Consider the following 22,288-nt stretch of genomic DNA (forward strand, 5'->3'; position numbering starts at 1 on the left):
AAATATATAATATTGTTGCAATAAAATTTGGAGGTATTATATATGTTTGTTTATAAAACTAAAGGGGTTTGTTCAACTGAAATACACCTTAATATTGAAAATGATATTATAAAAGAAGTAAATTTTGTTAGAGGATGTCCTGGAAATCTAATAGGGATATCATCATTAGTATCTGGTATGAACATAAATGAAGCTATCACTAAGCTGAAAGGAATCACTTGTGGAAATAAAGATACTTCTTGTCCTGATCAATTATCAAAAGCTTTAGAAGAATACAAAAAATCTGCATAAAATATAAGGGGAGCTATAAAAGCTCCTTTTTATTATTCTTTATTAGATTAACTACTTTATCTCTTATTTCATCCATAGGAAAGTTTTCACCTGGACAAAGTGTCTCATATACATCCCTGTGCCCAATTATTTTATAAATATCATATTTCAAAGAAATATATAATGATAAATTTACAAGACTATTGATTTGCTCTTTAGTTAATTCCTCTTCTTCGAGATTCCCTTCTATGCAAATACCTATAGAATTGTTATTCTCGCCTCTTGTATGGGCTCCTTCTGCATTTTCAGGCCTTCCATAGTAGATAGTACCATCTTTTCTAATATAAAAATTATAACCTATTCCCTTCCATCCTTTTGATTTATGAAATTCATTTACTCCTTCTGGGCTCCATTCACTTCTTGCTGCATGATGATATATTATTTTGTTAGGCTTATTATTTAATGTTAATTCCTCAGTCCAATTATAATCTATCTCTATAATATTTAGATTATTTTTCATATTTTCAACTTCTTCACTATCTATTTTAATATTATAGTAATCTTTGTAGCTAATTTTAAAAAACTCCCTTACATTATTTCTAAATATAAAAGTAAATAATAAAAATATAAATACACCAAAAATTAGGACAAGATAAAGCTTTTTTATTTTCAATACTATAAACACTTAAAATTCCTTTCTAACTTATACTATATATTTATAATTATTATAAAAAAACATAAATATTCTATGAGATTAGTGTTTATACAAATTCATCATCTCTTATACTTTATAATATAAATCTACTTACTAAATTGCTAATATGCTATAGTGAACATTGTTCAATATAGTGAAAAAAACTATTAAAATCAAATCTTTTTAGTGATATTTGCTAAAATTTGAGCCTTTTTTAGATTTGATATTTATAGTAAAAAGTTGTAATCTTTAAATATAAAATATTAAATGATAATCGTTATCGAAAGGGTGCTATAATGAATAATTTTATGATAGAAATAAAAAACAGAAGTAATGTACTACATAAAGCAGCTGAAAACTCAGGATTTAATCAAAGACTTCTAAATAAAAATGCAAGTGTTGAAAGTTATACAGAATATATTTATAATTTATGCTATGTATATGAAGCAATAGAAAATAACCTAAATAAATATAAAAATATTGAAGATGTTAAACCTTTTGTTACCCCTGAAATATATAGATCAGAGCTTATTAAAAAAGATGTTAATGCTTTATCTAATAACAATAAAATAGAAGTTTTATCTTCAACTTTAGCTTATGTAGATAGAATAAATTCTATATCTGAAAAAAATCCAAAATTACTTATAGCTCATGCTTATACAAGATTTTTAGCTGATTTATTTGGAGGTAGAATATTCTACTCTCTATTAAAAGATCATTATCAAATAGGCGATGAAGCTCTAAACTACTATGTTTATGAAGACTTAAAAGATATAAAAGCTTATGTTATGAACTATCACTCTATGTTAAACAATCTTAGTTTTAATGAAACCGAAAAGGAAGAATTCGTTTTAGAAGTATGTAATTCATATATTTATAATATTGGAATATCTAATGAATTAAATTCTAAATTCTTTTAAATCAAAAAGCTAATAAGAGTAATTAAACTCTTATTAGCTTTTTAAATATAATATATAATTGTATCTTTTGATTTCTTATAATTATCTACTAAATCTTCTAATGTTATTGAAGAAAAATAATCTTTAATTAAAACATTTATATCTTTCCATAAGTTTTTATTAATGAAGTCTTCTAATTCATTTTCTTCTTTTTCATTAATATCTATAAAAATACTATCTCCTTCTAAAACCTTTAATATTTCTATTATTGTAAGTTCACTAATATCCTTACCTAAGATATATCCACCTTGTGCTCCTTTTCTGCCCAATATAATGCCAGCTTTTCTTAATAAAGAAAAAATTTGTTCTAAATATCTTTCCGAAATATTTTGTCTTTCTGAAATAGACTTAATACTTACATTTTCAGAATCCATATTAATAGCTAGGTCAATTAAAGCCCTTAATCCATATCTTCCTTTAGTTGAAATCTTCACTTAATCACCTTTCTCTATTTATTATATATCTTAATAATAAAAGTCATTACTAAAAATAGCAATGACTTTATTATAAATTATTTATATAAATCAGTTGATAAATATCTTTCTCCTGTATCAGGTAAAATTACAACTATATTTTTTCCTTTATTTTCTTCTCTTTTTGCTAATTCTGTTGCTGCAACTATTGCTGCTCCTGATGATATTCCAACCAATAATCCTTCTGTCCTTGCTAAATCCTTCGAAGCTTTAAAAGCAGCTTCATTATCAACCTTTATTACTTCATCAATAATTGAAACATTTAAATTTTTCGGTATAAATCCTGCCCCTATTCCTTGAAGTTTATGAGGTCCTGGTTTTCCACCTGATATAACTGGTGAATTAGTTGGTTCAACAGCAATAACTTTAACATCAGACTTCTTAGCCTTTAAAACTTCTCCAACACCTGTTAAAGTACCGCCTGTACCTACTCCAGAAACTACTATATCAACTTGTCCATCTGTATCATTCCATATTTCTTCTGCTGTAGTTACTCTGTGTATTTGTGGATTTGCAGGATTTTCAAATTGCTGAAGAATAATTGAATTCTCATTTTCTGCTTTTAATTCATTAGCCTTAGCAATAGCTCCTTTCATTCCTTCTGCACCTGGAGTTAATACTAATTCTGCTCCTAAAGCCTTTAATAAATTTCTTCTTTCTATACTCATTGTATCTGGCATAGTTAAAATTAATCTATATCCCTTTGCTGCTGAGATATATGCTAGCGCAATCCCTGTATTACCACTAGTTGGTTCAATTATAACTGTATCTTTATTTAATAATCCATCTTTTTCAGCAGCTTCTATCATTCCAAATCCTATTCTATCTTTTACGCTACCACCTGGATTAAAATATTCTAGTTTTCCAATAATTGTGCCTAAAGTTTCCTTTTCCTCATTATAATTTGATAATTCTAGTAATGGTGTATTCCCTATTAATTGAACTAAACTTTTTGCTATTTTCATATAAACCTCTCCTTTATTCCTACTATTCCGATATGTTTATTTCCTTTAATAATATATTACTCCTTTTTAGCATATTTGTGAATACCTTTTTTTAAATAAGCAAAAAAAATTTGCATCAATTAAGATACAAATTCTTTTTATTTTATTTTTCTTTTATTGAACTTAAAAATAATTTTAAGAAATTAAATAAAACAAATGATATTATAGCTGTTGTAATATATAGCTGTATTCCTGATATTTGTTTTGTTATATTTCCAAAAGTCTCATAACCAGTATTATTTAAGAATCCAGACATTTTTATTGAAGCTAAAGTTCCTATAGCCATTGGGAATGTTAATCCTGCAAAAGCTGGAGTGAATTTAAATGAAAAGAATTCATTTAGCTTGTACACTACAAACAAAAATGTAATAACCACAAGGAAATATAAAGGATATATAACAAATTTATTAGGGTTTTCTATAACATTTAAATATGAAACTACACAAAGGCTAGACGGTGCTAATAATATAGCTTGAGTATGATAAAAAGCATCTTTCAAAGGTAACTTTATTAATCTAATTACCATAAACGGCATAATAAGAACTAATACTGAGACACCATAATATAATACTATTTTATTTATTAGTGGTTCCTTCATAGCTCCTCCTACTACAACAGAAACCATTATACCATTGTACGTTACAAACCAACTTGGTACAAATGTATCTTTATTAATACCTTTGACAACATTTCTATATGTAAATATTATTATATGTATAGCATGTAAAGTTAGTCCAGTAACCCATAATGATTTACCGAGAAAATTGTTATATTCAAAATAGTAAGATCCTAAAATCATTGTAATCATTGTAAACCCTGCATATAAACTTGCTGGAACAGTATTAGAATATTCTTTTTTACAAGTATCTGTAAATGCTAAAATTTTAACTAAGTAAGCCAATAAAATTGCAGTTGCTATCCACATAGTTATATGTCTTATCCAACTATATCCTAAACTTGAATAAATATTAGATAATGTTGCTGCTCCAACCATAGTTGGCAATAAAGGTGCTGGAATGTTTTCTGTTTTTTTAAGTAAATTATTATTCATTTTTCCCTCCTAATTTAATAACTTCTTAAATTAACCTTATCTTTCGTTTTCTTGTTAATTTTTTCACTTAAATTATTATAATAATTTCATTAAATAAGATTGCTCTTTAATTATACACCTTTAAAATATAAGTTCTGTGATTATTATCACAAAATTTATATTTTTTTACGTTAAATAAGCCAAAGAAAATTCTCTAGCTTATTTAACATCTAACTTTTATTATAACTTTTCACTAATATATTTATAAAATTATATAAAACAAAAGCAATTATAGTCGTTGTAATATATATTTGTATTCCACTAACTTCTTTTATTATATAGAATAATGATTTATAACCAATACTTTCAAAATATGAAGATGCTTTTATAGATGCCACTATTCCTATTGCCATAGGGAAAGTTAACCCTGCAAATCCAGGAGTAAAAGTATAAGAAAAAAACCTAGGAAGCATATATAAAATAAATAATAATGTTAAAATTATAATTATATATAATATATAAATTAGCATTTTATTAGGGTTATTAATAAAATTTAAGTAACTAACTAAACAAAGGCTAGATGGTGCTAAAAGTATAGCTTGAGTATGAAATAACGCTTCTTTTAAAGGTTCTTTTCTTAACCTTCTAATCATAAAGGGTAAAATTATTATAAATATAATTATCCCATAATACACTACTATCTTTCCTATAAATGGCTCATTCATAGGCTTTCCAACTACTGTTGAAACCATAATTCCATTATAAGTTACAAACCAACTTGGAACAAAGGTTTCCTTATTAATTCCTAAGAATACATTTCTGTAAGTAAATATTATTATATGTACAGTATGTAAGGTCAGCCCTACAAACCACATAGCTTTACCTATAAAATTATTATAAGTAAAATAGTATGAACCTAATATCATTAAAATCATAGTAAATCCAGCATATAAACTTGCAGGTACAGTATTACTATATTCACTTTTACAAGTATCAAAATATAATGTAATTTTAATTATATAACAAATTAATATAATCGTTGCTGACCACATAGTAATATGCCTAATCCAATTATATCCTATTATTTGATAAACATTAGATAATGTTGCTGCACCTACCATAGTTGGTAAAATAGGTACAGGCATATTTTTAAGTTTTTTCAAAATAGAATTTGATTCCAAAATATCACCTACTTTATTAATAAACAAACTCTAAATTTTGAGTTTCATTAAAGAAATCAGAATAATCTATATCAAATAAAGGTTTTTTAACCTTATTTATATTGATTTTTTCTTTTATTAATTGAGTTAAAACCCCTACATAAGATAAATCCCCTTGAATTATAGCTCCATAAATTGCCCCATCCTTATATATAATTTTCTTATAATCCTTGCCATCAATATCTATTACTTCTTCATAAGTATCATCTGGTTTAACTACAACTCCAAGAGACATTGTTGCGAGTCCACAAAAGTTCATTGTATTTTTACTTCCAAAGAAATCTTCCATATATGTTTCTTTTCCTACCATATTATTAGCAGCTATTATTCCTTCTTTAACTGCTGTTGGCCAAATTGGATTTCTTCCTGTTATATCACCTGCTCCGTATACATCTTTAACATTTGTTTCTCCCCTTTGATTAATAATTAATCCAAACTTATCACATTCAACTCCACTATCCTTTAAAAAGCCTACATTTGATCTCACTCCTGTGCAAGCTATAATAACTTCACAAGGCACCTCTTCCCCAGTATTTAGTTTTATTGAAACTGGATTATTTTCATTATCTACAATAATTTTTTCTGCTCTTACTCCAAACTTTAAGTTAACTCCTTCTTTTATTAATCTTTCCTCATATGCACTTGCAGCATATTTATCTAATTGCAAGGGAAGAATTCTATCTCCCATTTCTATTAAAGTAATATTAACATCATAATGTAATAATCCAGCTAAAGCATCTACACCAACAAGTCCTGCTCCTAATATTGCTATATTCTTAACCTTTGTTGCCATTTCTTTAATTTTTATTACATCATCTAAATTTCTTAATCCAATAACATTATTAGCACTTCTTAAATTTTCTATTGGTGGCAAGAAAGATGATGAACCAGTTGCTAATAACACCTTATCATATGATATATTCTCCCCGTTATCTAAAGCCAATTTCTTTTCTTTAATATCTATTCCTGTTACTTCAACACCTTTAATCCACTCTATTTTATACATATCAAAAAAGTTATCTGGTGTAAAATCTAAATCTTCTATTTCTCTTCTACCATCTAAAAAATGATGAAGTATACATCTCGAATAAACATATATATCTTTAGAAATTAATGTAATATCACAGTTCTTATCAAATTGTCTAAGTGTTCTTGCTGCATTTATACCTGAAGCTGATGCTCCTATAATTACATATTTCATTATTCTTTTACCTCCTCTAATGTTAAAGCATCCATAGGACATTTATCTACACATTGAGGATATTTACTTTCTGTAGATAAACACATATCACACTTCATAACCTCTCTATTAGTTTGATAATCCATTTTTAGTACTCCATAAGGGCATGCCATTATACACATATAACAAGTAGCACATCTACTTTTGTCATAAATCACATAACCAGTTTCATCGTCTCTTCTCATAGCTCCTGTTGGACAGGCGTAAACACATTCCGGTCTAGTACAATGTCTACAATAAATAGGAGCATATCTTCCTTCACTATTTATTACAATTCTTCCTCTTGTATCTCTACATCCATGAGAAACCTTACAAGCAGTAGTACATGTTAAACAACCTATGCACTTTTTTCTATCAATTTTAATTCTCTTCATAACTATCACCTTTTATCTTTTCTATTTTAACTGGTACATATTTATAATTAGGCTCTTTAGAATAAGTATCAAAAACTGAAGGTAATATTGAATTAGCTTGAATATAATGCATCGGAGCATATAATTGATCTTTTTTAACAGTCCTACTTAACTTAACTAAAAATCTATTACTTACACCATTAGGTGAACTTACTTTTACTACATCATTTTCTTTAATATCAAGCTCCTCAGCTAAGTCAGTATTTAAATTAATATATCCTTCCTTAACTATTATTGCTTCTACATCTGGTATTTCTCTAGTTCTAGTTTGTGTATGCCATTGACCAACAGTTGCTCTACCAGTGTTTAATATATATGGATATTCTTCGCTCTTATCATATGGTGGATTCATAATTTCTTCATATATAAATTTAGCTTTTCTATTAGGTGTATAAAACTTTCCATCTTCAAATAATCTTCTTTGATTATTTCCAATATTTTCATTTTTTCTATAAGGCCATTGGACACCTTCTGATCCATTTAATTCATCGTAATTTACACCTGTTATATCACAAGGCATTCCTTTAGTACATTTTTTTAAAACTTCAAAAGCCTCTTTAGGGGATTTCCATTTATCTAATAAACTTCCCATCCCTAATGCTTTTCCTATTCCAAGCATAATATCATAGTCTGATAATTCATTTTCTTTCTTCTCAAGAACAGGCTGAATCTTAGATAGTCTTCTTTCAGTATTAATAATAACTCCGTCCTTTTTTAACCCACTTGTTGAAGGAAGAATTAAATGGGCATATCTAGCAGTTTCTGTATCAGAATAAATATCTTGAACTGCTAAAAATTCAAGTTTTTCAGCAGCCTTCTTAAATTCTAAGTCGTTAATCCATGAAACTAAGGGATTAGTACATAAGACCCATAAAGCCTTTATTTCTCCATTATTTATACCATCTACTATTTCGTTATATGGCTTTGTCGGCTTCTTAGGTATAAGTTCCTCATCTATTTCTAATATTTCAGCTACAGCCTTTCTTCTTTTTTCATCGCTATACTCTCCGCCTCCATAAAGACCTGTTGTATTACTAAAAAGTCTAGACCCCATAGCATTACATTGCCCTGTAATAGAGTTTGCACCAGTTCCAGGCTTTCCAATATTACCTGTCATCAATGCTATATTTATTATTGCTTGAGCAGTTCTTACTGCTTGAAATCCTTGATTTACTCCCATAGTCCACCATAAAGAAACTTTTTCTCCTTTATGAATTATTTCTGCTAAATCTAAAACCCTCCCCTTTGATATTCCAGTATACTCTTCTACATCATTAATATCATATTTTTTTACATGACTTTTGAATCCCTCAAAATCCTCTGTACTATTTTTTATAAATTCTTCATCAATCCATCCCTTTTCTATTAATACATTTGCTAAAGTGTATAATAATCTTATGTCTGATTTTGGTTTAATATCTATCCACATATCAGCTCTTACCGCAGTTTCACTTTTTCTTGGATCTATTACTATTACTTTTTTGTTCTTATTTTTATTTTTTGCAACTCTACTCCATAATATTGGATGAGCTACTATAGGATTGCATCCAATAAATATCATTACATCTGAATGCTCTAAATCATCTAAAGTATATGGAGGGGCATCAAAGCCAAAGCTTTGCTTATAAGCTACTACTGCTGTTGCCATACATAATCTAGTGTTTCCATCACCATTACCACCTAAAAAATTTCTCCCAATATGTCCAGCTAATGCCATTTCTTCACTTAAAAGCTGACCAGTACTTAAAAAAGCAAAACTTTCTTTTCCATATTTATCTTGAATTTTTTTAACCTTATCTGCGAAAACATTAAAAGCTTCTTTCCAAGAAATATGTTCAAATTCTCCATTTTCTTTTCTTATTAGAGGTAAAACAGGATTTTCATGTATAGTATTTTGCTTGTCTAAATTTAAACCTTTTACACAACAAAAGCCTTGATTAACTGGATAATCCTCTGCTGGTTTAACTCTTTCAATAAATCCATTATCATTTACATGAAAATCAAAATTACAAGCTATAGAACAATAATTACAAGTAGACCTAACAACCTTCATATTTTTATCTCCTTTATTTTCATATACATTTCATAATTAGTATTTCAAGTATTTACTATCTATATTCATTTATCCTTTAATGAAAAAGTACTTCTATATAATTTTGCTTATTCCGTCGCAAGCTCCAAGTCATCGCAAAATTAATAGAAGCACTTCAAAGCTGAAGGAAGGAAATTATAAAAAAGTTATTTACAGGGTAACATCTTTATAATTTCCTAAAGAGTAAAAAATGAGTGTTTAAATATCATATCTGGGTTCCGTCGCTGACTCCAAGTCACCCCGCTATGATATTTAAACACTCTACAACTAATGGTTGGAATTAATCAAAGCTTAATTCCTTTTTTATTTTTTATAATTTCCTCATATAACAAAAAACATTGCTAGCAATACTTTTCAGCACTACTAGCAATGTTTTATAATGTAAAAACTTTTTTTTCACTTTCTAATAAAGTACATTTATCTCCAACTCTTACTTTTCCACCTTTTAAAACCTTAGTAAAGATTCCATTCTTAGGCATTATACATTCACCAACTTGATAATAAATTGCACATTTATCATGGCACTCTTTTCCTATTTGAGTTACTTCCAATAATACTTCTCCAACCTCTATTCTTTGTCCTATTGGTAACTTATTTAATTCAATACCTTCAACTACTAAATTTTCTCCAAAGGCTCCAAAGTCAACATTTCCACCTTTATTTCTAAACTCATCTATTTTTTCAAAGGCTAATAAACTAACTTGTCTATGCCATTTTCCTGCATGCGCATCTCCTTCTATTCCAAAATCCTCTATGAAATTTGCTTCATTAATTTCTTTTTTTAAAGTTCCCTTATGCTTACTTGTACATACAGCTAATACCTTGCACATATATTTATCCTCCAATTTGATTCATAAACTTTAATTCTTTATCTTTACTTTTTTCTAAAAATAAATGTTTTTCAGGCTTATTGAAGATATTATCTTTAATAACATTTAAAATTTCTTCTTCTGAAGCTCCACTTCTAATTAAATTTCTAAGATCAATACCATAATTAAAATGAAGGCATTGCTTTAAAAATCCTTCTGAGGTAATCCTAATTCTATTACAATCTTCACAAAAACAATTACTAATTGCACTTATAAAGCCTATTTTTCCCTTGCCATCCTTTAACTTAATATAAGTTGCAGGGCCACCATTTTTATTTCTTTTTACTTCCTCAATATCTTTATAATTCTCATTAATTAATTTTATAATTTCTTCGTTACTTACTCCTTTATACTTACTTCCAACACCTATTGGCATAAGCTCTATAAATCTAACATCCATATCTTTATCTAAAGTAAGATTTACGAAATCTAATATTTCATCTTCATTCATGCCCTTTATCATAACTGTATTTAACTTAACCTTAATTCCAAGTTCTAAACATTTATCTATGGCAGACAATACTTTTTTTAAGTCTCCTAATCTAGTTAACTTTTGAAACATTTCTTCCTTTAATGAGTCTAAACTAATATTTACACCCTTTAACCCAGCCTTTTTTAATACTTCAACTTTTTCTTCTAATAAGATTCCATTTGTTGTTAAGTAAATCTCCTCTATTCCAGGAATATTATTTATTCCTTTCATAAGTTCCATAATATCATTTCTTACTAAAGGTTCACCGCCAGTTAATCTAATTTTCTTTATACCAAGTTTTGCACTTGCACTAACTATTTTACATATTTCATCCTTCGTAAGTCTTTCTTCATCTTTAAAGAAAGTATTACCTTCTTCCTCCATACAATAAACACATCTTAAATTACATCTATCTGTTAATGAGATTCTTAAATAATCTATTTCTCTGCCATACTTATCCTTCATATTATATTAAAGAGCCTATTTTTAAAAGTTAAACTCTCCGCTCTTACCTCCTGTTTTTTTAAGTAAATGAGTTCCTTCTATTATCATTCTCTTATCAACAACCTTGCACATATCATAAATGGTTAGTGCTGCAATAGTAGCTGCTGTTAATGCTTCCATTTCTACTCCAGTTTTATCTACAATTTTTACTGTTGATTTAATATCTATACAGCTTTCTTCATCATTAATTTCAAAATCAATATTACAACTAGAAATCATAAGAGGATGACACATAGGAATTAAATTTGAAGTTTGTTTACTTGCCATAATCCCCGCAACTCTCGCGACTCCTAATACATCACCTTTTCCTATTTTTCCTGCCTTTATTAGAGATAAAGTTTCTTCACTTACTCTTATTCTTGAAACTGCAATAGCAACTCTTTCAGTTTTATCTTTTTCAGATACATCTACCATTCTAGCATTTCCTCTATTATCAAAATGAGTTAATTTATTATCCATGAATACCTCCTACTTACCAAATGAACAATGTGGGAATGTACAAACTTTACAATCTAAACATAAACCACCATGCCCATATTCAGCTATATCTTCTAAAGTTAATCTTTCATCTGCTAAAACTCTAGGTAAAACTAGATCTAACACTGTTCTTTTAGAATACATAGCACAGCTTGGAACTCCAAGTATTGGGATATTATTGTAATACGCTAATAGGAACATAGCTCCTGGTAATACTGGAGATCCATATGTTACTAACTCTCCACCACATTCATTAATTGCAGTTGGAGTCACATCATCAGGATCTACTGACATTCCTCCAGTACAAATTATCATATCAACTTTTTCATCAAATCCTTTTTTTATTTCTTCTATAATTCTTTCCTTAGAATCTGGTAAAATTACTTGTCGAATAACTTCACTTCCATAATATCCAAGCTTAGACTTAATTACAGGTAAAAAAGCATCTTTAATTCTACCACTATATACTTCATTTCCTGTAGTTATGAGTAAACATTTTTTATGTCTTATTTCCTGAATATAAATAATCTTATCTCGTATAAGCTCTTCTGCTTTAATAATCTTATCTTCTTCTATTATCAATGGAATAACTCTAGTAGCACCTATCTTTTCACCTTTTCTAATAGGAGTATTATTATGTAATGTAGATACTATAATTTCACCTAAAGAATTTAATTTAAGTAGCTCATCCTTATTTATTTTTAATACTCCATCTCTATCTGCAAAAAAGTCTACCTTGCCTTCTTTAATTTCCTCTGATTTACTAACACCTTCACCAAGTACAAGATTTGCTAATCTAATAGCAGCATCATTTTCATGTAATTCCCCTTCTTTTGCTTCCCATACATAAATATGCTCTTTTCCTATAGATAAAAGCTTCTCTATATCCTCTTCCTTTATTATGTGACCCTTTTTAAATAATCTACCTTTAAATTCTCCAGGTATAATTTGAGTAACATCATGTGATAAAATGCATCCCACTGAGTCATATACACTTATCATCTTCATATAAAACATCTCCTACTATATAATTATTTTCTTGCACATTCCTTTTGTTCACCTAATAAAATACCAATACCATGTTTTAATTCTCCTAATACAAAGTCTAAAGCTTCTTCACAAGCTTTAGGGCTTCCTGGTAAATTAACTATTAATGTATTACCTCTAATTCCAGATACTGCTCTAGATAACATTGCTCTTTTAGTAATTTGCATGCTAAGCATTCTTATAGCTTCGCATATTCCAGGTGCTTCTCTTTCAATTATCTCTTTAGTAGCTTCTGGAGTAACATCTCTTTTTGAAAAACCAGTTCCCCCTGTACTTAAAATTAAATTTAAATTTAATTCATCACTCATATAAACAAATTCTTTTTTTAACATTTCTTTTTCATCTGGTAAAATAACCTGTCTTTTTACTTCAAAACCTACTTCTTCTACTATTTTTTTAATAACCTCTCCACTTTTATCTTCACGTTCTCCTGCATATCCCTTATCACTACTTGTTATTATTCCAACCGTATACAATTAAATCCCCTCCAGTAATTCATATTCTTTTTCTGTATTTATATTTGAAAAATCTTTTATACATAAATTATTTTCTAAAACTTTATACTTTGTAGACAAAATGAACTTTTGAAGCTTATTTTCACCATTAAGCAGAGCCTTTTCAATCTTAGGAATTAAGCTTTTAGAATATATAGCACACATTGGCTGAAGTCTATTATCAACATTTGGAACTAAAACTTCATAATCACCATCAACCTCACCGATGATATCTAAAGTTTTCTTAGATATTAGGGGCATATCACAAGCTATACAAAGAACCTTATGATTTTTTGAGTTCTTTAAGGCCGAATGAATTCCAGATAAAGGTCCATTACCAATATATATATCATGATAAACTTTTAAATTTAAGTTTTTATAATCTTCTATTTTATTTGCTATAATTATTATTTCGTTAAATTCATTTCCTGCATTTATTATATTTTCTATAAAGGTTTTTTCTTTATAAAGTAATAATGCCTTATTGTTATAATTCATTCTACTGCTTTTTCCACCAGCTAAGATAGCTAAAGTCTTTTTAATCATTTTTATCTCCTAAAGTTTTATAATATTTACTAAATCTCCAGTTTGTATTTCTTCATTATTAGCTCTAACTTCTATTATACAATTTGAATTTATTGTTGAACTAAGTATTCCATTACCCGATTTTTTTTGAGTTATACAAACATATTGTTTGCAATCTTTTATTTCAAAATATCCTCTAATAAACCTTCTCTTAGAAGATTTTTTAATATTTCCTTCTGCTAATATAGCCTTTTCACTATTAATTTTTATTTCCTTATATCCAGACAGCTTTTCAAGAGTAGTTCTTGCTAAAAGTTCAAATGTAGTTAATGCAGCTGTTGGATTTCCCGATAAACTAATAACAATAGCTTCATTAACCTTACTACACAAAACTGCTGAACCAGGTTTAATCATTATTTTCCAAAATAATTTTTCTCCACTTGTAACATCAATAGCATCTTTTAGCAAATCCTTTTCTCCTACAGATACTCCACCTGTTGTAATTATTAAATCTACTTCTTTAGATATTTCTTCTATTACAGTACCTATTTCCTTATAGTCATCCTTTACATGAAGAATTTTATTAATATCATATCCAAGCTCTAAAATCCTTGATATAATCGAGTATTTATTACTATTATATATTTTACCATCTAATAGTTTATCCCCTACATCCATAACTTCATCTCCAGTACTAATAAATGCTATTTTAGGTTTTCTAAAAACCTTTATTTTATTAATACCTGAGCTAGCTAAAATCCCTATATCTGCATAATCAAGTTTTTTATTTTTACTTATTAGTAAATCACCTTTAGATATATCTTCTCCTTCAATACATATATTTTCATTTTCTTTTATATTGCTTTTAATTACTATATTATTTCCTTCTAGAATAACATTTTCTTGCTTTATAACAGCATTTGCACCATTTGGTATTGGAGCTCCTGTCATTATTTTAACTGCTGTATTTTCTGTTACAAAACTTTTACAAACTCCACCTGCATATACCTTATCTATTACTTTTACCTTATTATTAATAAAAGAATCTTCTACTTTTAATGCATACCCATCCATGGCAGATTTATTGAAAGGTGGGTTATTTATTTTAGAGTATACATCTTCACTTAATACTTTTTTTAACCCATTAAATAAGGTAACTTCTTTATCATCTAAATTGTTTACTTTTTCATTTAATATATCTATAGCTTCTTCTAATGAAATAAAGGATCTCATATATGCCTCCTATAAAAATACTTAAATAATAAAAGGCTTATTATTCATTTTGCGAATAATAAGCCTAAATTTAAATATACTTAATAACTATAAATATAGCATTAAAATTCAGCTTAAGATAACATTTTCCATAAAAATATTTCTTAGGCTACTATTTAAATCAACTTATTTTCCTTCCCAAAACGTGGAGATACTATCTTTTCAGATATGTACCCTGTGAATTTAAAATTCAGGTATAAGAACCATAGAAGCTCCTTAGGAATCTTATACTCTAGAAAATTTTATTGATAATTAATTTTTAAGTATTATATTCTTTTTCTTTTAAAACTAAATCTACTAATTTTTTAAAATCATCTTTTTTTATTACTAAAATATCTTCAAGTTCCAATTCATCATCACTAGCAATTGCTATTAAATTTTCCTTTGATGATATTATCTCCTTGCTAAAATCTTTTCTATATACTTCTATTTTTCTCAGGCTACTATTTTTATATCCTTCTACTAAAACTATATCTTTATCCTTAGCTAAATTAATAAGACTTTCTAAATCCACTTCCTCTTTAACTTCTTTAATCATGGCAAATCTTTTAGGCGAAGAAATTATTACTGTTTCAGATCCTGCTTCTCTATGCTTATATGTATCCTTGCCTTTCTTATCAATATCAAAGCCATGAATATCATGTTTAATTGTGGCAACACTAAGACCTCTATATATTAATTCTTTTATTAGACCTTCCATAACAAAGGTTTTTCCTACATTAGATTTATCTCCAACTATATTTATAACTTTCGCCATAATACTTCATCCTTTAGCTTAAATTATTAAAACTATTTTATATAAATATATCTTCTATACTTATTATAATAATTTTTATCATTTTAACAATTAAAAAGTAATAAATATAAAATTTCAAGTATATATATTTACCTACCTAATTAATAAAAATAAATTTATATGGAAATTAGTATTCCTAATTTCCATATAAACATTCTATTTATAACTAAATTCAAAATTCTTTTCTAAATTAAAGAAATCTGCATAATCTATATCAAAAATATTTTTAGTTACTTTTGATATATCAATCTTTTCTTTTATTAATTGTGTTAGTACACCTGCATAAGATAAATCTCCTTGAATTATAGCACCGTATATTTTACCATCTTTATGAATTATCTTCTTGTAATTACCTTCTTCAATGCTTATTTCAACTTTATACGTTTCATCCTTTGGTTCTACATCTCCTAATGACATAGTTGCAATTCCAACAAAGTTCATTGTATTTTTGCTACCAAAGAAATCTGTCATTATCATTTCTTTATCTAGCATATTATGAGCTGCTATTATACCTTCTTTTACTGCAGTTGGCCATATTGGATTTCTACCAGTAACATCGCCAGCTCCATATATATCTTTAATATTAGTTTTTCCCTTTTCATCAATTATTAAACCAAATCTATCACATTCAACATTGCTATCAGCTAAGAATCCAATATTAGATCTAACACCAGTTGCAACTATTACTAATTCACATGGTATTTCTTCTCCTGTGTTTAATAATAAAGCCTTAGGATTTTTTTCTTCATCAAGTATTAACTTTTCTGCTCTTACTCCTAGCTTCAAGTTAACACCTTGCTCTGAAAATTTATTTTCATATACTGAAGAAGCATATTTATCTAATTGAATAGGAAGGACTTTATCTCCCATTTCTACTAAAGAAATATTTACCCCTGTATCTATAAGTCCACTTACAGCATCTATTCCAACAAGTCCAGCCCCTAAAACAACAACATTTTTAACCTTAGAAGCTTCTTCTTTTATTAAAATTGCATCATCTAAATTTCTAAGACCTACTACATTTTTACCTTCTCTTAATCCTTCAACTGGAGGAATAAAAGCAGAAGCACCACTACAAATCATTAACTTGTCATATTTAACAGTTTCACCATTTGAAAGATTTAATGTTTTTTCTTCATCCTTTAAAGCTACAACTTCTACACCTTTAATCCAGTTTATATTATATTCTTCAAAGAAATTTTTAGATGTAAAATTTAATTTTTCAATATTTCTATGATTAGATATATAATGATGTAAAATACATCTTGAATATACTTCAGTATCTTTAGAAATTAATATTATTTCAGCATCCTTATCTAATTCTCTTAAAGTTTTTGCACCGCTAATTCCAGCTGCAGATGCTCCTATAACTACATATCTCATTAATTAGATACCTCCTCTAATGTAATAGCTGCCATTGGACATTTTTCTACACATTGTGGAGTGCCTGCATCTTTACAGCCATCACACTTCATTATTTCCATCTGAGTTCTACTATCTGCTTTTAAAACTCCATAAGGACATGCCATGATACACATATAACAGCTTGCACAACGATTTTTATCATAAGTTACTAAACCCGTATTTTTATCCTTGCTCATTGCTCCACTCATACAAGTATAAACACATTCAGGTCTATCACAATGTCTGCAAAAAATCGGAGCATATTTCCCATTACTATCTATAGTTATTCTACTTCTTGTATCCTCCGAATTATGTGAAACTATACAGGCAGTTGTGCATGTTAAACAACCAACACATTTAGATCTATCAATTTTAATTCTTTTCATCTTTAAATCTCCTACTTCTTAGAAATATTTACTGCAACAGTTTTAAAAGATGGTTCCTTTGAATAAGGATCATAAACTGAAGGAGTAAGTGAATTTGTTTCAATATAATGCATAGGTGCATATATATGATCTTTCTTTACATTTTCTGAATATACAACATTAAATTCGCTAGTATTTCCATTTTGAGAAGTAATATTTACTCTTTCGTTTTCTTCAATATTTAATTCTTTTGCTAATTCTGGATTCATTAAAACATAAGATACTTTACTATAAATCTTATTATGTTCTATTTCTCTTGATCTAACTCGAGTATGCCATTGACCAACAGTTCCTCTTCCAGTGTTAAGTATATAAGGGAAGTCTTCTGATGTCTTATTTGGATTTTCTGCTATATCTTCAAATAAAATCTTAGCCTTCTTTGAAGGTGTATAGTAGTTTCCATCTTCATATAATCTTCTTTCATCTTCTTCTAATACTTGTCCCTCTCTAAATGGCCATTGAACACCTCTAGAGCCGCTCATATTTTCTCCTTCTAACATCTCATAAGTAACACCAGTAATGTCACAAGGCATTCCTTTAGAACATTTCTTTAATAATTCGAAAGCATCTCTTGGAGTCTTCCAATTATCTAATAGGCTTCCCATACCTACCTTTTCACCTATTTTGAAGAATATTTCGTAATCAGTAAGTTCGCCTTCTTCTTTAGGTATAACAGGGTTAACCTTTGATAATCTACGTTCAGTATTTATAAGTACCCCCTCTTTTTTAATAGCTGGAACTGAAGGTAAGTATAAATCACAAAGCTTAGCTGTATCTGTATCTTCATATATATCTTGAACTACTAAGAAATCTAAGTTTTTAGCAGCCTTAACAAATTCTTCATTGTTAACAAATGAATGTCTTGGATTTGTACAAACTACCCATAAACCTTTAATTTCGCCAGCAATAGCTTTTTCTATTATTACGTTATATGGTAATGTTGGCTTAGTAACAAGATCTTCTTCTTTAACACCTAAAGCTTCTGAAACAGCTTTTCTTCTTACAGGGTTATCAAAATCTCCACCGCCATAAAGTCCAGCCGTATTACTAAATGCTCTTGATCCCATTGCATTACATTGTCCTGTTAATGAGTTAGCTCCTGTTCCTGGTCTTCCTATATTTCCAGTAATTAAAGCTAAGTTTATGATAGATTGAGCTGTTCTTACTGCCTCATAACCTTGGTTTACACCCATTGTCCACCAGAAAGACACTCTTTTACCATTATGTATTATTTCTGCTAATTCAAGAACCCTTTCTTTAGAAATTCCTGTTTTTTCTTCAACATCTTCTAAAGTAAATTTAGAAACATGTGCCTTAAATTCTTCGAATCCCTCTGTATGTTCTTCAATATAATTTTTATCAATCCAATTCTTTTGAATCAATGTATTGGCTAATGTATACATTAAAATTAAATCAGCTTTTGGCTTAATATCAATCCATAAGTTTGAATTTACAGCTGTTTCTGATTTTCTTGGATCTATTGTAATTATCTTAGCATCCTTATTCTTTCTTATTCTTCCCCAGAAAACCGGATGAGCAATAACAGGGTTCGCTCCTATTAAGAAAATTGTATCTGAAAGCTCAGCATCATTTAGAGTATATGGAGGAGCATCAAATCCGAAGCTTTGCTTATGAGCTACTACAGATGTAGCCATACATAATCTTGTATTTCCATCTCCATGCATTCCCATATAATTTCTACCAACATGACCTAGTAAAGCCATTTCCTCAGTAGTCATTTGACCTGTACTAATATAGGCAACACTTTCTTTTCCATATTTTTTTTGGATATCTGTCATTTTTCCAGCAAATACCTTGATTCCTTCTTCCCAAGATACTTCCTTCATATCTCCATTTTCATCTCTTAATAATGGAGATTTTCTTGCCTTTATTTTAGTTTGTTGCTTATCTAAATTTAATCCCTTTATACAACAAAATCCTTTATTAACAGGATAATCTTTAGTAGGGGAAACCTTTTTTATTTCACCACTTTCAACATAAAAATCTATGTTACATGCTAAAGCACATAAGTTACAAGTTGATTGAATTTTTTTCATATAATTTACATCTCCACTTCTAATTTTAGAAATTAATTTATATTGATTATATTTTAACATTTATAAAAAACATAAACTGTGATAATAATCACAATTAAAATATTTTTTTGTTATTTTATTAACAAAATTAGATTAGTGGTTTTCTAAATACAAAAAAGAGGTTAATTTAACCTCTTCTATATATATAACATCTCTTGCACAACAGGCTCACCCTTAAGCAAAATATATCTATTAACAAATTCCTTTACTTCATTAATATCATGACTAATTATTATTACTGTTTTTTGCTTTTCCTTAAAATAATCTTTCAAAAAATTTATAATTCTTTCTTTATTATCCTTATCTAGACCCTTAAAAGGCTCATCCATAATAAATATATCTCCATCAGATAATATTGCTCTAGCAATGCTAACTCTTTGTTTCATTCCTCCACTAAGTTCATGTGGAAAAAGACTCTCTATACCTTTTAAATTCATATTATTTAATATTTCTTTAATTATTTTTCTTCTTTCATCTTTACTATATTTATCTTTTATAACTAATTCTAAGTTTTTATATACATTCTTCCAAGGAATTAATCTACTTTCTTGAAATGTAATACTTATTTTATTTCCTTTTGTTAAAAGTTCATCCTTTAAATACTTTATTAATGTTGTTTTCCCTATTCCTGATTCCCCCATTATAAAATTTATAGAGTTTTCAATAAATGAAATAGAAAAATCTTTATACAGTATTCTCTCACCAAAGGATAAATTTATATTAGTAAACTTAATCAATTAAATATCTACCACCTTTTAAAAGCTTGTTTATAAAACTCATAATTACTTTATCAGTTATAAAACATAAAATTGAAACAATAATAATCCATGCAAATATTCCTGCTGTATTAAAATTAATTTTTTCTCCCTGTATTGCTGTTCCTATACCAAAGGTTGGCTGTCCAAAAACTTCTCCTGCAATTACAACTTTAAATACTAATGAAAATGTTGAGGTTGCAATTTGTGAAATATTAATTATAATAGACTGAATATGTAAATTCAAAAGTCTATCAATAAAATTAATATTAAAAGAATTAAGCATTTCAAGTAAGTCTTCATTAGAATTCAAAATAGAGTTCAATGTACTTTCATATAATATTGGAAAAGCTATAACAATTCCAATTAAATATGGTGCATAGTTTTTATTTAGCCAAATTAATGCTATAAGTATAAATGCAATATTAGGTATAGATTTTAATATTGCATTAATTGGATAAAAGAAGTTATAAAATACTTTGTTAAAGCTTGAGATAATACCCAATATAACTGCAATTATTAAAGCAACTATAAAGCTAAGAGCTCCTCTTATCAAAGAATATATTATATTTTGAATAAATCCTTTTTCTTTTGCAATATTACTAATTTCCTTAATTACTTCACTTACCTTAGGTAAATATATAGAGTTATTTATTATATTGGATATAATAATCCAAATAAGAATTATTAATATTAATGATATACATATAAGTTTTTTATTCTTCATAGAAGAAGTTTTCATCTGGTAACTTGTCTCCTATAGATTTAGCATTTTCACTTTCTAAAACCTGAAAGTAAGCCATATAATCTTCTTCATTATCTTTCGCTTTTATAAATGTTATATTGCTGTTAGATATTGACTTTTCTAATATTGCTTCTTCTACTTGTGAACCATTTTCTATTGAATATGTTGCCGCATCTTTGTTATTTTCATTTACCCAGTTTATAGAAGCTTCTATTTCCTCTGTTAACTTATTTATAAAGTCTTTATTTTCATTAATTAACTCTTCTTTTACTATTAGACTTGATTGCGGAAAACCAGTATCACTATTAAATTTATCTTTCCATAAATCATTTAAACTAGCAATTACCTTAATATCAGGATTTTTAGTTAATATAGTAGTTAATACCGGCTCTGGAACTACTGCATAATTTGCTTTTCCCCCTAATATATATGGTGCTAATTCAGTTGCCCCACCAACGTAACTTAATGTAACATCTTTAATTCCACTTTCATTTAATAGAGCCTTAAATACTATATCTGGTGTTAATCCACTTCCAATATTAAATACTTCTTTTCCACTTAGATCTTCAAAGTTTATTTCTCCTTCAGTTGATACTAAATATAAGGCTCCTAGTCCTGTTGTTCCTACTAACTTATATCCTAATCCCTTATTATACGCTTGAAGAGCTAAATTAGATGGAACTATTGCTATGTCAGGTTCTCCCTTCATAACTGCTGTAGCTAAAGTATCAGATGTATTTTCAATAGAATAATTAATATTATAATTATCATCTATTTGAACATTTTCTTTTATCATCTTAGAAATAGCTGTAGCTGGTACTCCACTAGGTGCAACAAAAGAAATTTCCTTTTTCACTATATTTGCATTATCATTAGCCTCTTCTTTTGGGCTACATCCCACAAATGCTAACAACATAAAAATTGATAATGCCAAACTAAATTTAACTTTATTCTGTTTATTCATAATCTCGTCCCTCCTGATTCTTCCATTATATCACTTTTTAAATATAAA

24 protein-coding genes and 1 riboswitch are annotated in these 22,288 nt (G+C 27.9%); of the genes, 2 read left to right on the forward strand and 22 right to left on the reverse strand.

Features of this window, described 5'->3' with window-relative positions; translation table 11 throughout:
- Positions 1-42 precede the first annotated feature (42 nt).
- Positions 43-291: a TIGR03905 family TSCPD domain-containing protein gene (locus tag ACQPUY_RS01105; RefSeq protein ID WP_430839039.1), complete on the forward strand. Its 249-nt coding sequence runs from the start codon at positions 43-45 to the stop codon at positions 289-291.
- 13 nt (positions 292-304) lie between these two features.
- Here the strand turns inward: ACQPUY_RS01105 and ACQPUY_RS01110 are convergent, their stop codons facing one another.
- Positions 305-790 carry a peptidoglycan recognition protein family protein gene (locus ACQPUY_RS01110; protein WP_430839040.1) on the reverse strand — a complete coding sequence of 162 codons (486 nt, stop codon included), beginning with the start codon at positions 788-790 and terminating at the stop codon, positions 305-307.
- Between the two features lie 470 nt (positions 791-1,260).
- Between ACQPUY_RS01110 and ACQPUY_RS01115 the strand changes: the two genes are divergently transcribed.
- Positions 1,261-1,884 (forward strand): heme oxygenase (biliverdin-producing), encoded by a 624-nt coding sequence (locus ACQPUY_RS01115; protein ID WP_430839041.1) that lies wholly within the window; start codon positions 1,261-1,263, stop codon positions 1,882-1,884.
- Between the two features lie 41 nt (positions 1,885-1,925).
- On the opposite strand, the gene ACQPUY_RS01120 is transcribed toward ACQPUY_RS01115, so the two are convergent.
- The 21 genes from ACQPUY_RS01120 to ACQPUY_RS01220 all read right to left on the reverse strand — a co-directional run bounded on the left by ACQPUY_RS01120 (position 1,926) and on the right by ACQPUY_RS01220 (position 22,240).
- Complete coding sequence (locus ACQPUY_RS01120; protein ID WP_430839043.1) at positions 1,926-2,357, reverse strand: RrF2 family transcriptional regulator; 432 nt, start codon at positions 2,355-2,357, stop codon at positions 1,926-1,928.
- Positions 2,358-2,434: 77 nt separating this feature from the next.
- The gene (cysK, locus tag ACQPUY_RS01125) at positions 2,435-3,361 is read right to left on the reverse strand and encodes a cysteine synthase A (protein ID WP_430839044.1); all 927 of its coding nucleotides are present in this window, start codon (positions 3,359-3,361) and stop codon (positions 2,435-2,437) included.
- A gap of 142 nt (positions 3,362-3,503) precedes the next feature.
- The gene (locus ACQPUY_RS01130) at positions 3,504-4,451 is read right to left on the reverse strand and encodes a TDT family transporter (protein WP_430839045.1); all 948 of its coding nucleotides are present in this window, start codon (positions 4,449-4,451) and stop codon (positions 3,504-3,506) included.
- A 209-nt stretch (positions 4,452-4,660) separates the two neighbouring features.
- The gene (locus tag ACQPUY_RS01135; protein WP_430839046.1) at positions 4,661-5,593 is read right to left on the reverse strand and encodes a TDT family transporter; all 933 of its coding nucleotides are present in this window, start codon (positions 5,591-5,593) and stop codon (positions 4,661-4,663) included.
- Positions 5,594-5,627: 34 nt separating this feature from the next.
- A complete protein-coding gene (locus ACQPUY_RS01140; protein WP_430839047.1) occupies positions 5,628-6,851 on the reverse strand; it encodes an NAD(P)/FAD-dependent oxidoreductase in 1,224 nt (407 codons plus the stop codon).
- Positions 6,851-7,264, reverse strand: coding sequence for a 4Fe-4S dicluster domain-containing protein (locus ACQPUY_RS01145; RefSeq protein ID WP_291628098.1), 414 nt, complete (start codon positions 7,262-7,264; stop codon positions 6,851-6,853). Before ACQPUY_RS01145 ends, ACQPUY_RS01140 begins: the two co-directional genes overlap by 1 nt.
- The gene (locus ACQPUY_RS01150) at positions 7,251-9,356 is read right to left on the reverse strand and encodes a molybdopterin oxidoreductase family protein (protein WP_430839048.1); all 2,106 of its coding nucleotides are present in this window, start codon (positions 9,354-9,356) and stop codon (positions 7,251-7,253) included. The genes ACQPUY_RS01145 and ACQPUY_RS01150 overlap by 14 nt, the downstream gene beginning before the upstream one ends.
- Before the next feature lie 413 nt (positions 9,357-9,769).
- Positions 9,770-10,225 (reverse strand): MOSC domain-containing protein, encoded by a 456-nt coding sequence (locus ACQPUY_RS01155; protein WP_430839049.1) that lies wholly within the window; start codon positions 10,223-10,225, stop codon positions 9,770-9,772.
- 4 nt (positions 10,226-10,229) lie between these two features.
- A complete protein-coding gene (gene moaA / locus ACQPUY_RS01160) occupies positions 10,230-11,201 on the reverse strand; it encodes a GTP 3',8-cyclase MoaA (RefSeq protein WP_430839050.1) in 972 nt (323 codons plus the stop codon).
- Positions 11,202-11,222: 21 nt separating this feature from the next.
- Positions 11,223-11,699 carry a cyclic pyranopterin monophosphate synthase MoaC gene (moaC, locus tag ACQPUY_RS01165; RefSeq protein ID WP_430839051.1) on the reverse strand — a complete coding sequence of 159 codons (477 nt, stop codon included), beginning with the start codon at positions 11,697-11,699 and terminating at the stop codon, positions 11,223-11,225.
- 9 nt (positions 11,700-11,708) lie between these two features.
- The gene (locus ACQPUY_RS01170) at positions 11,709-12,725 is read right to left on the reverse strand and encodes a molybdopterin-binding protein (RefSeq protein WP_430839053.1); all 1,017 of its coding nucleotides are present in this window, start codon (positions 12,723-12,725) and stop codon (positions 11,709-11,711) included.
- Positions 12,726-12,748: 23 nt separating this feature from the next.
- Complete coding sequence (locus tag ACQPUY_RS01175) at positions 12,749-13,240, reverse strand: MogA/MoaB family molybdenum cofactor biosynthesis protein (protein ID WP_430839055.1); 492 nt, start codon at positions 13,238-13,240, stop codon at positions 12,749-12,751.
- On the reverse strand, positions 13,241-13,804 hold the full coding sequence (gene mobA / locus ACQPUY_RS01180; protein ID WP_430839056.1) for a molybdenum cofactor guanylyltransferase: 564 nt from the start codon (positions 13,802-13,804) through the stop codon (positions 13,241-13,243).
- A gap of 9 nt (positions 13,805-13,813) precedes the next feature.
- Positions 13,814-15,016, reverse strand: coding sequence for a molybdopterin molybdotransferase MoeA (locus tag ACQPUY_RS01185; RefSeq protein WP_430839057.1), 1,203 nt, complete (start codon positions 15,014-15,016; stop codon positions 13,814-13,816).
- A 154-nt stretch (positions 15,017-15,170) separates the two neighbouring features.
- Positions 15,171-15,306: riboswitch (molybdenum cofactor riboswitch) on the reverse strand.
- Between the two features lie 8 nt (positions 15,307-15,314).
- On the reverse strand, positions 15,315-15,812 hold the full coding sequence (gene mobB, locus ACQPUY_RS01190) for a molybdopterin-guanine dinucleotide biosynthesis protein B (protein ID WP_430839058.1): 498 nt from the start codon (positions 15,810-15,812) through the stop codon (positions 15,315-15,317).
- Between the two features lie 195 nt (positions 15,813-16,007).
- Positions 16,008-17,234: an NAD(P)/FAD-dependent oxidoreductase gene (locus ACQPUY_RS01195; RefSeq protein ID WP_430839059.1), complete on the reverse strand. Its 1,227-nt coding sequence runs from the start codon at positions 17,232-17,234 to the stop codon at positions 16,008-16,010.
- Positions 17,234-17,641, reverse strand: coding sequence for a 4Fe-4S dicluster domain-containing protein (locus tag ACQPUY_RS01200; RefSeq protein WP_430839060.1), 408 nt, complete (start codon positions 17,639-17,641; stop codon positions 17,234-17,236). Before ACQPUY_RS01200 ends, ACQPUY_RS01195 begins: the two co-directional genes overlap by 1 nt.
- A gap of 11 nt (positions 17,642-17,652) precedes the next feature.
- Positions 17,653-19,737, reverse strand: a complete 2,085-nt coding sequence (locus ACQPUY_RS01205) for a molybdopterin oxidoreductase family protein (protein ID WP_430839061.1) — start codon at positions 19,735-19,737, stop codon at positions 17,653-17,655.
- 176 nt (positions 19,738-19,913) lie between these two features.
- On the reverse strand, positions 19,914-20,513 hold the full coding sequence (locus ACQPUY_RS01210; protein ID WP_430839062.1) for an ATP-binding cassette domain-containing protein: 600 nt from the start codon (positions 20,511-20,513) through the stop codon (positions 19,914-19,916).
- Entirely contained in the window at positions 20,506-21,273 is a 768-nt protein-coding gene (locus tag ACQPUY_RS01215; protein ID WP_430839063.1) for an ABC transporter permease, read from the reverse strand. Before ACQPUY_RS01215 ends, ACQPUY_RS01210 begins: the two co-directional genes overlap by 8 nt.
- Positions 21,248-22,240, reverse strand: coding sequence for an ABC transporter substrate-binding protein (locus ACQPUY_RS01220; RefSeq protein WP_430839064.1), 993 nt, complete (start codon positions 22,238-22,240; stop codon positions 21,248-21,250). The genes ACQPUY_RS01215 and ACQPUY_RS01220 overlap by 26 nt, the downstream gene beginning before the upstream one ends.
- Between the last annotated feature and the right edge of the window lie 48 nt (positions 22,241-22,288).

It is taken from the genome of Clostridium nigeriense (assembly GCF_050585245.1).
GTDB classification, from domain to species: domain Bacteria; phylum Bacillota; class Clostridia; order Clostridiales; family Clostridiaceae; genus Clostridium; species Clostridium nigeriense_A.

Bases quoted from the DNA above. Each gene is read 5' to 3' on its own strand.
- ACQPUY_RS01105 (WP_430839039.1), top strand. From the start codon at position 43: ATGTTTGTTTATAAAACTAAAGGGGTTTGTTCAACTGAAATACACCTT.
- ACQPUY_RS01110 (WP_430839040.1), bottom strand. From the start codon at position 790: ATGAAAAATAATCTAAATATTATAGAGATAGATTATAATTGGACTGAG.
- ACQPUY_RS01115 (WP_430839041.1), top strand. From the start codon at position 1,261: ATGAATAATTTTATGATAGAAATAAAAAACAGAAGTAATGTACTACAT.
- cysK (WP_430839044.1), bottom strand. From the start codon at position 3,361: ATGAAAATAGCAAAAAGTTTAGTTCAATTAATAGGGAATACACCATTA.
- ACQPUY_RS01130 (WP_430839045.1), bottom strand. From the start codon at position 4,451: ATGAATAATAATTTACTTAAAAAAACAGAAAACATTCCAGCACCTTTA.
- ACQPUY_RS01140 (WP_430839047.1), bottom strand. From the start codon at position 6,851: ATGAAATATGTAATTATAGGAGCATCAGCTTCAGGTATAAATGCAGCA.
- ACQPUY_RS01145 (WP_291628098.1), bottom strand. From the start codon at position 7,264: ATGAAGAGAATTAAAATTGATAGAAAAAAGTGCATAGGTTGTTTAACA.
- ACQPUY_RS01150 (WP_430839048.1), bottom strand. From the start codon at position 9,356: ATGAAGGTTGTTAGGTCTACTTGTAATTATTGTTCTATAGCTTGTAAT.
- ACQPUY_RS01155 (WP_430839049.1), bottom strand. From the start codon at position 10,225: ATGTGCAAGGTATTAGCTGTATGTACAAGTAAGCATAAGGGAACTTTA.
- moaA (WP_430839050.1), bottom strand. From the start codon at position 11,201: ATGAAGGATAAGTATGGCAGAGAAATAGATTATTTAAGAATCTCATTA.
- moaC (WP_430839051.1), bottom strand. From the start codon at position 11,699: ATGGATAATAAATTAACTCATTTTGATAATAGAGGAAATGCTAGAATG.
- ACQPUY_RS01170 (WP_430839053.1), bottom strand. From the start codon at position 12,725: ATGAAGATGATAAGTGTATATGACTCAGTGGGATGCATTTTATCACAT.
- mobA (WP_430839056.1), bottom strand. From the start codon at position 13,804: ATGATTAAAAAGACTTTAGCTATCTTAGCTGGTGGAAAAAGCAGTAGA.
- ACQPUY_RS01185 (WP_430839057.1), bottom strand. From the start codon at position 15,016: ATGAGATCCTTTATTTCATTAGAAGAAGCTATAGATATATTAAATGAA.
- mobB (WP_430839058.1), bottom strand. From the start codon at position 15,812: ATGGCGAAAGTTATAAATATAGTTGGAGATAAATCTAATGTAGGAAAA.
- ACQPUY_RS01195 (WP_430839059.1), bottom strand. From the start codon at position 17,234: ATGAGATATGTAGTTATAGGAGCATCTGCAGCTGGAATTAGCGGTGCA.
- ACQPUY_RS01200 (WP_430839060.1), bottom strand. From the start codon at position 17,641: ATGAAAAGAATTAAAATTGATAGATCTAAATGTGTTGGTTGTTTAACA.
- ACQPUY_RS01205 (WP_430839061.1), bottom strand. From the start codon at position 19,737: ATGAAAAAAATTCAATCAACTTGTAACTTATGTGCTTTAGCATGTAAC.
- ACQPUY_RS01215 (WP_430839063.1), bottom strand. From the start codon at position 21,273: ATGAAAACTTCTTCTATGAAGAATAAAAAACTTATATGTATATCATTA.
- ACQPUY_RS01220 (WP_430839064.1), bottom strand. From the start codon at position 22,240: ATGAATAAACAGAATAAAGTTAAATTTAGTTTGGCATTATCAATTTTT.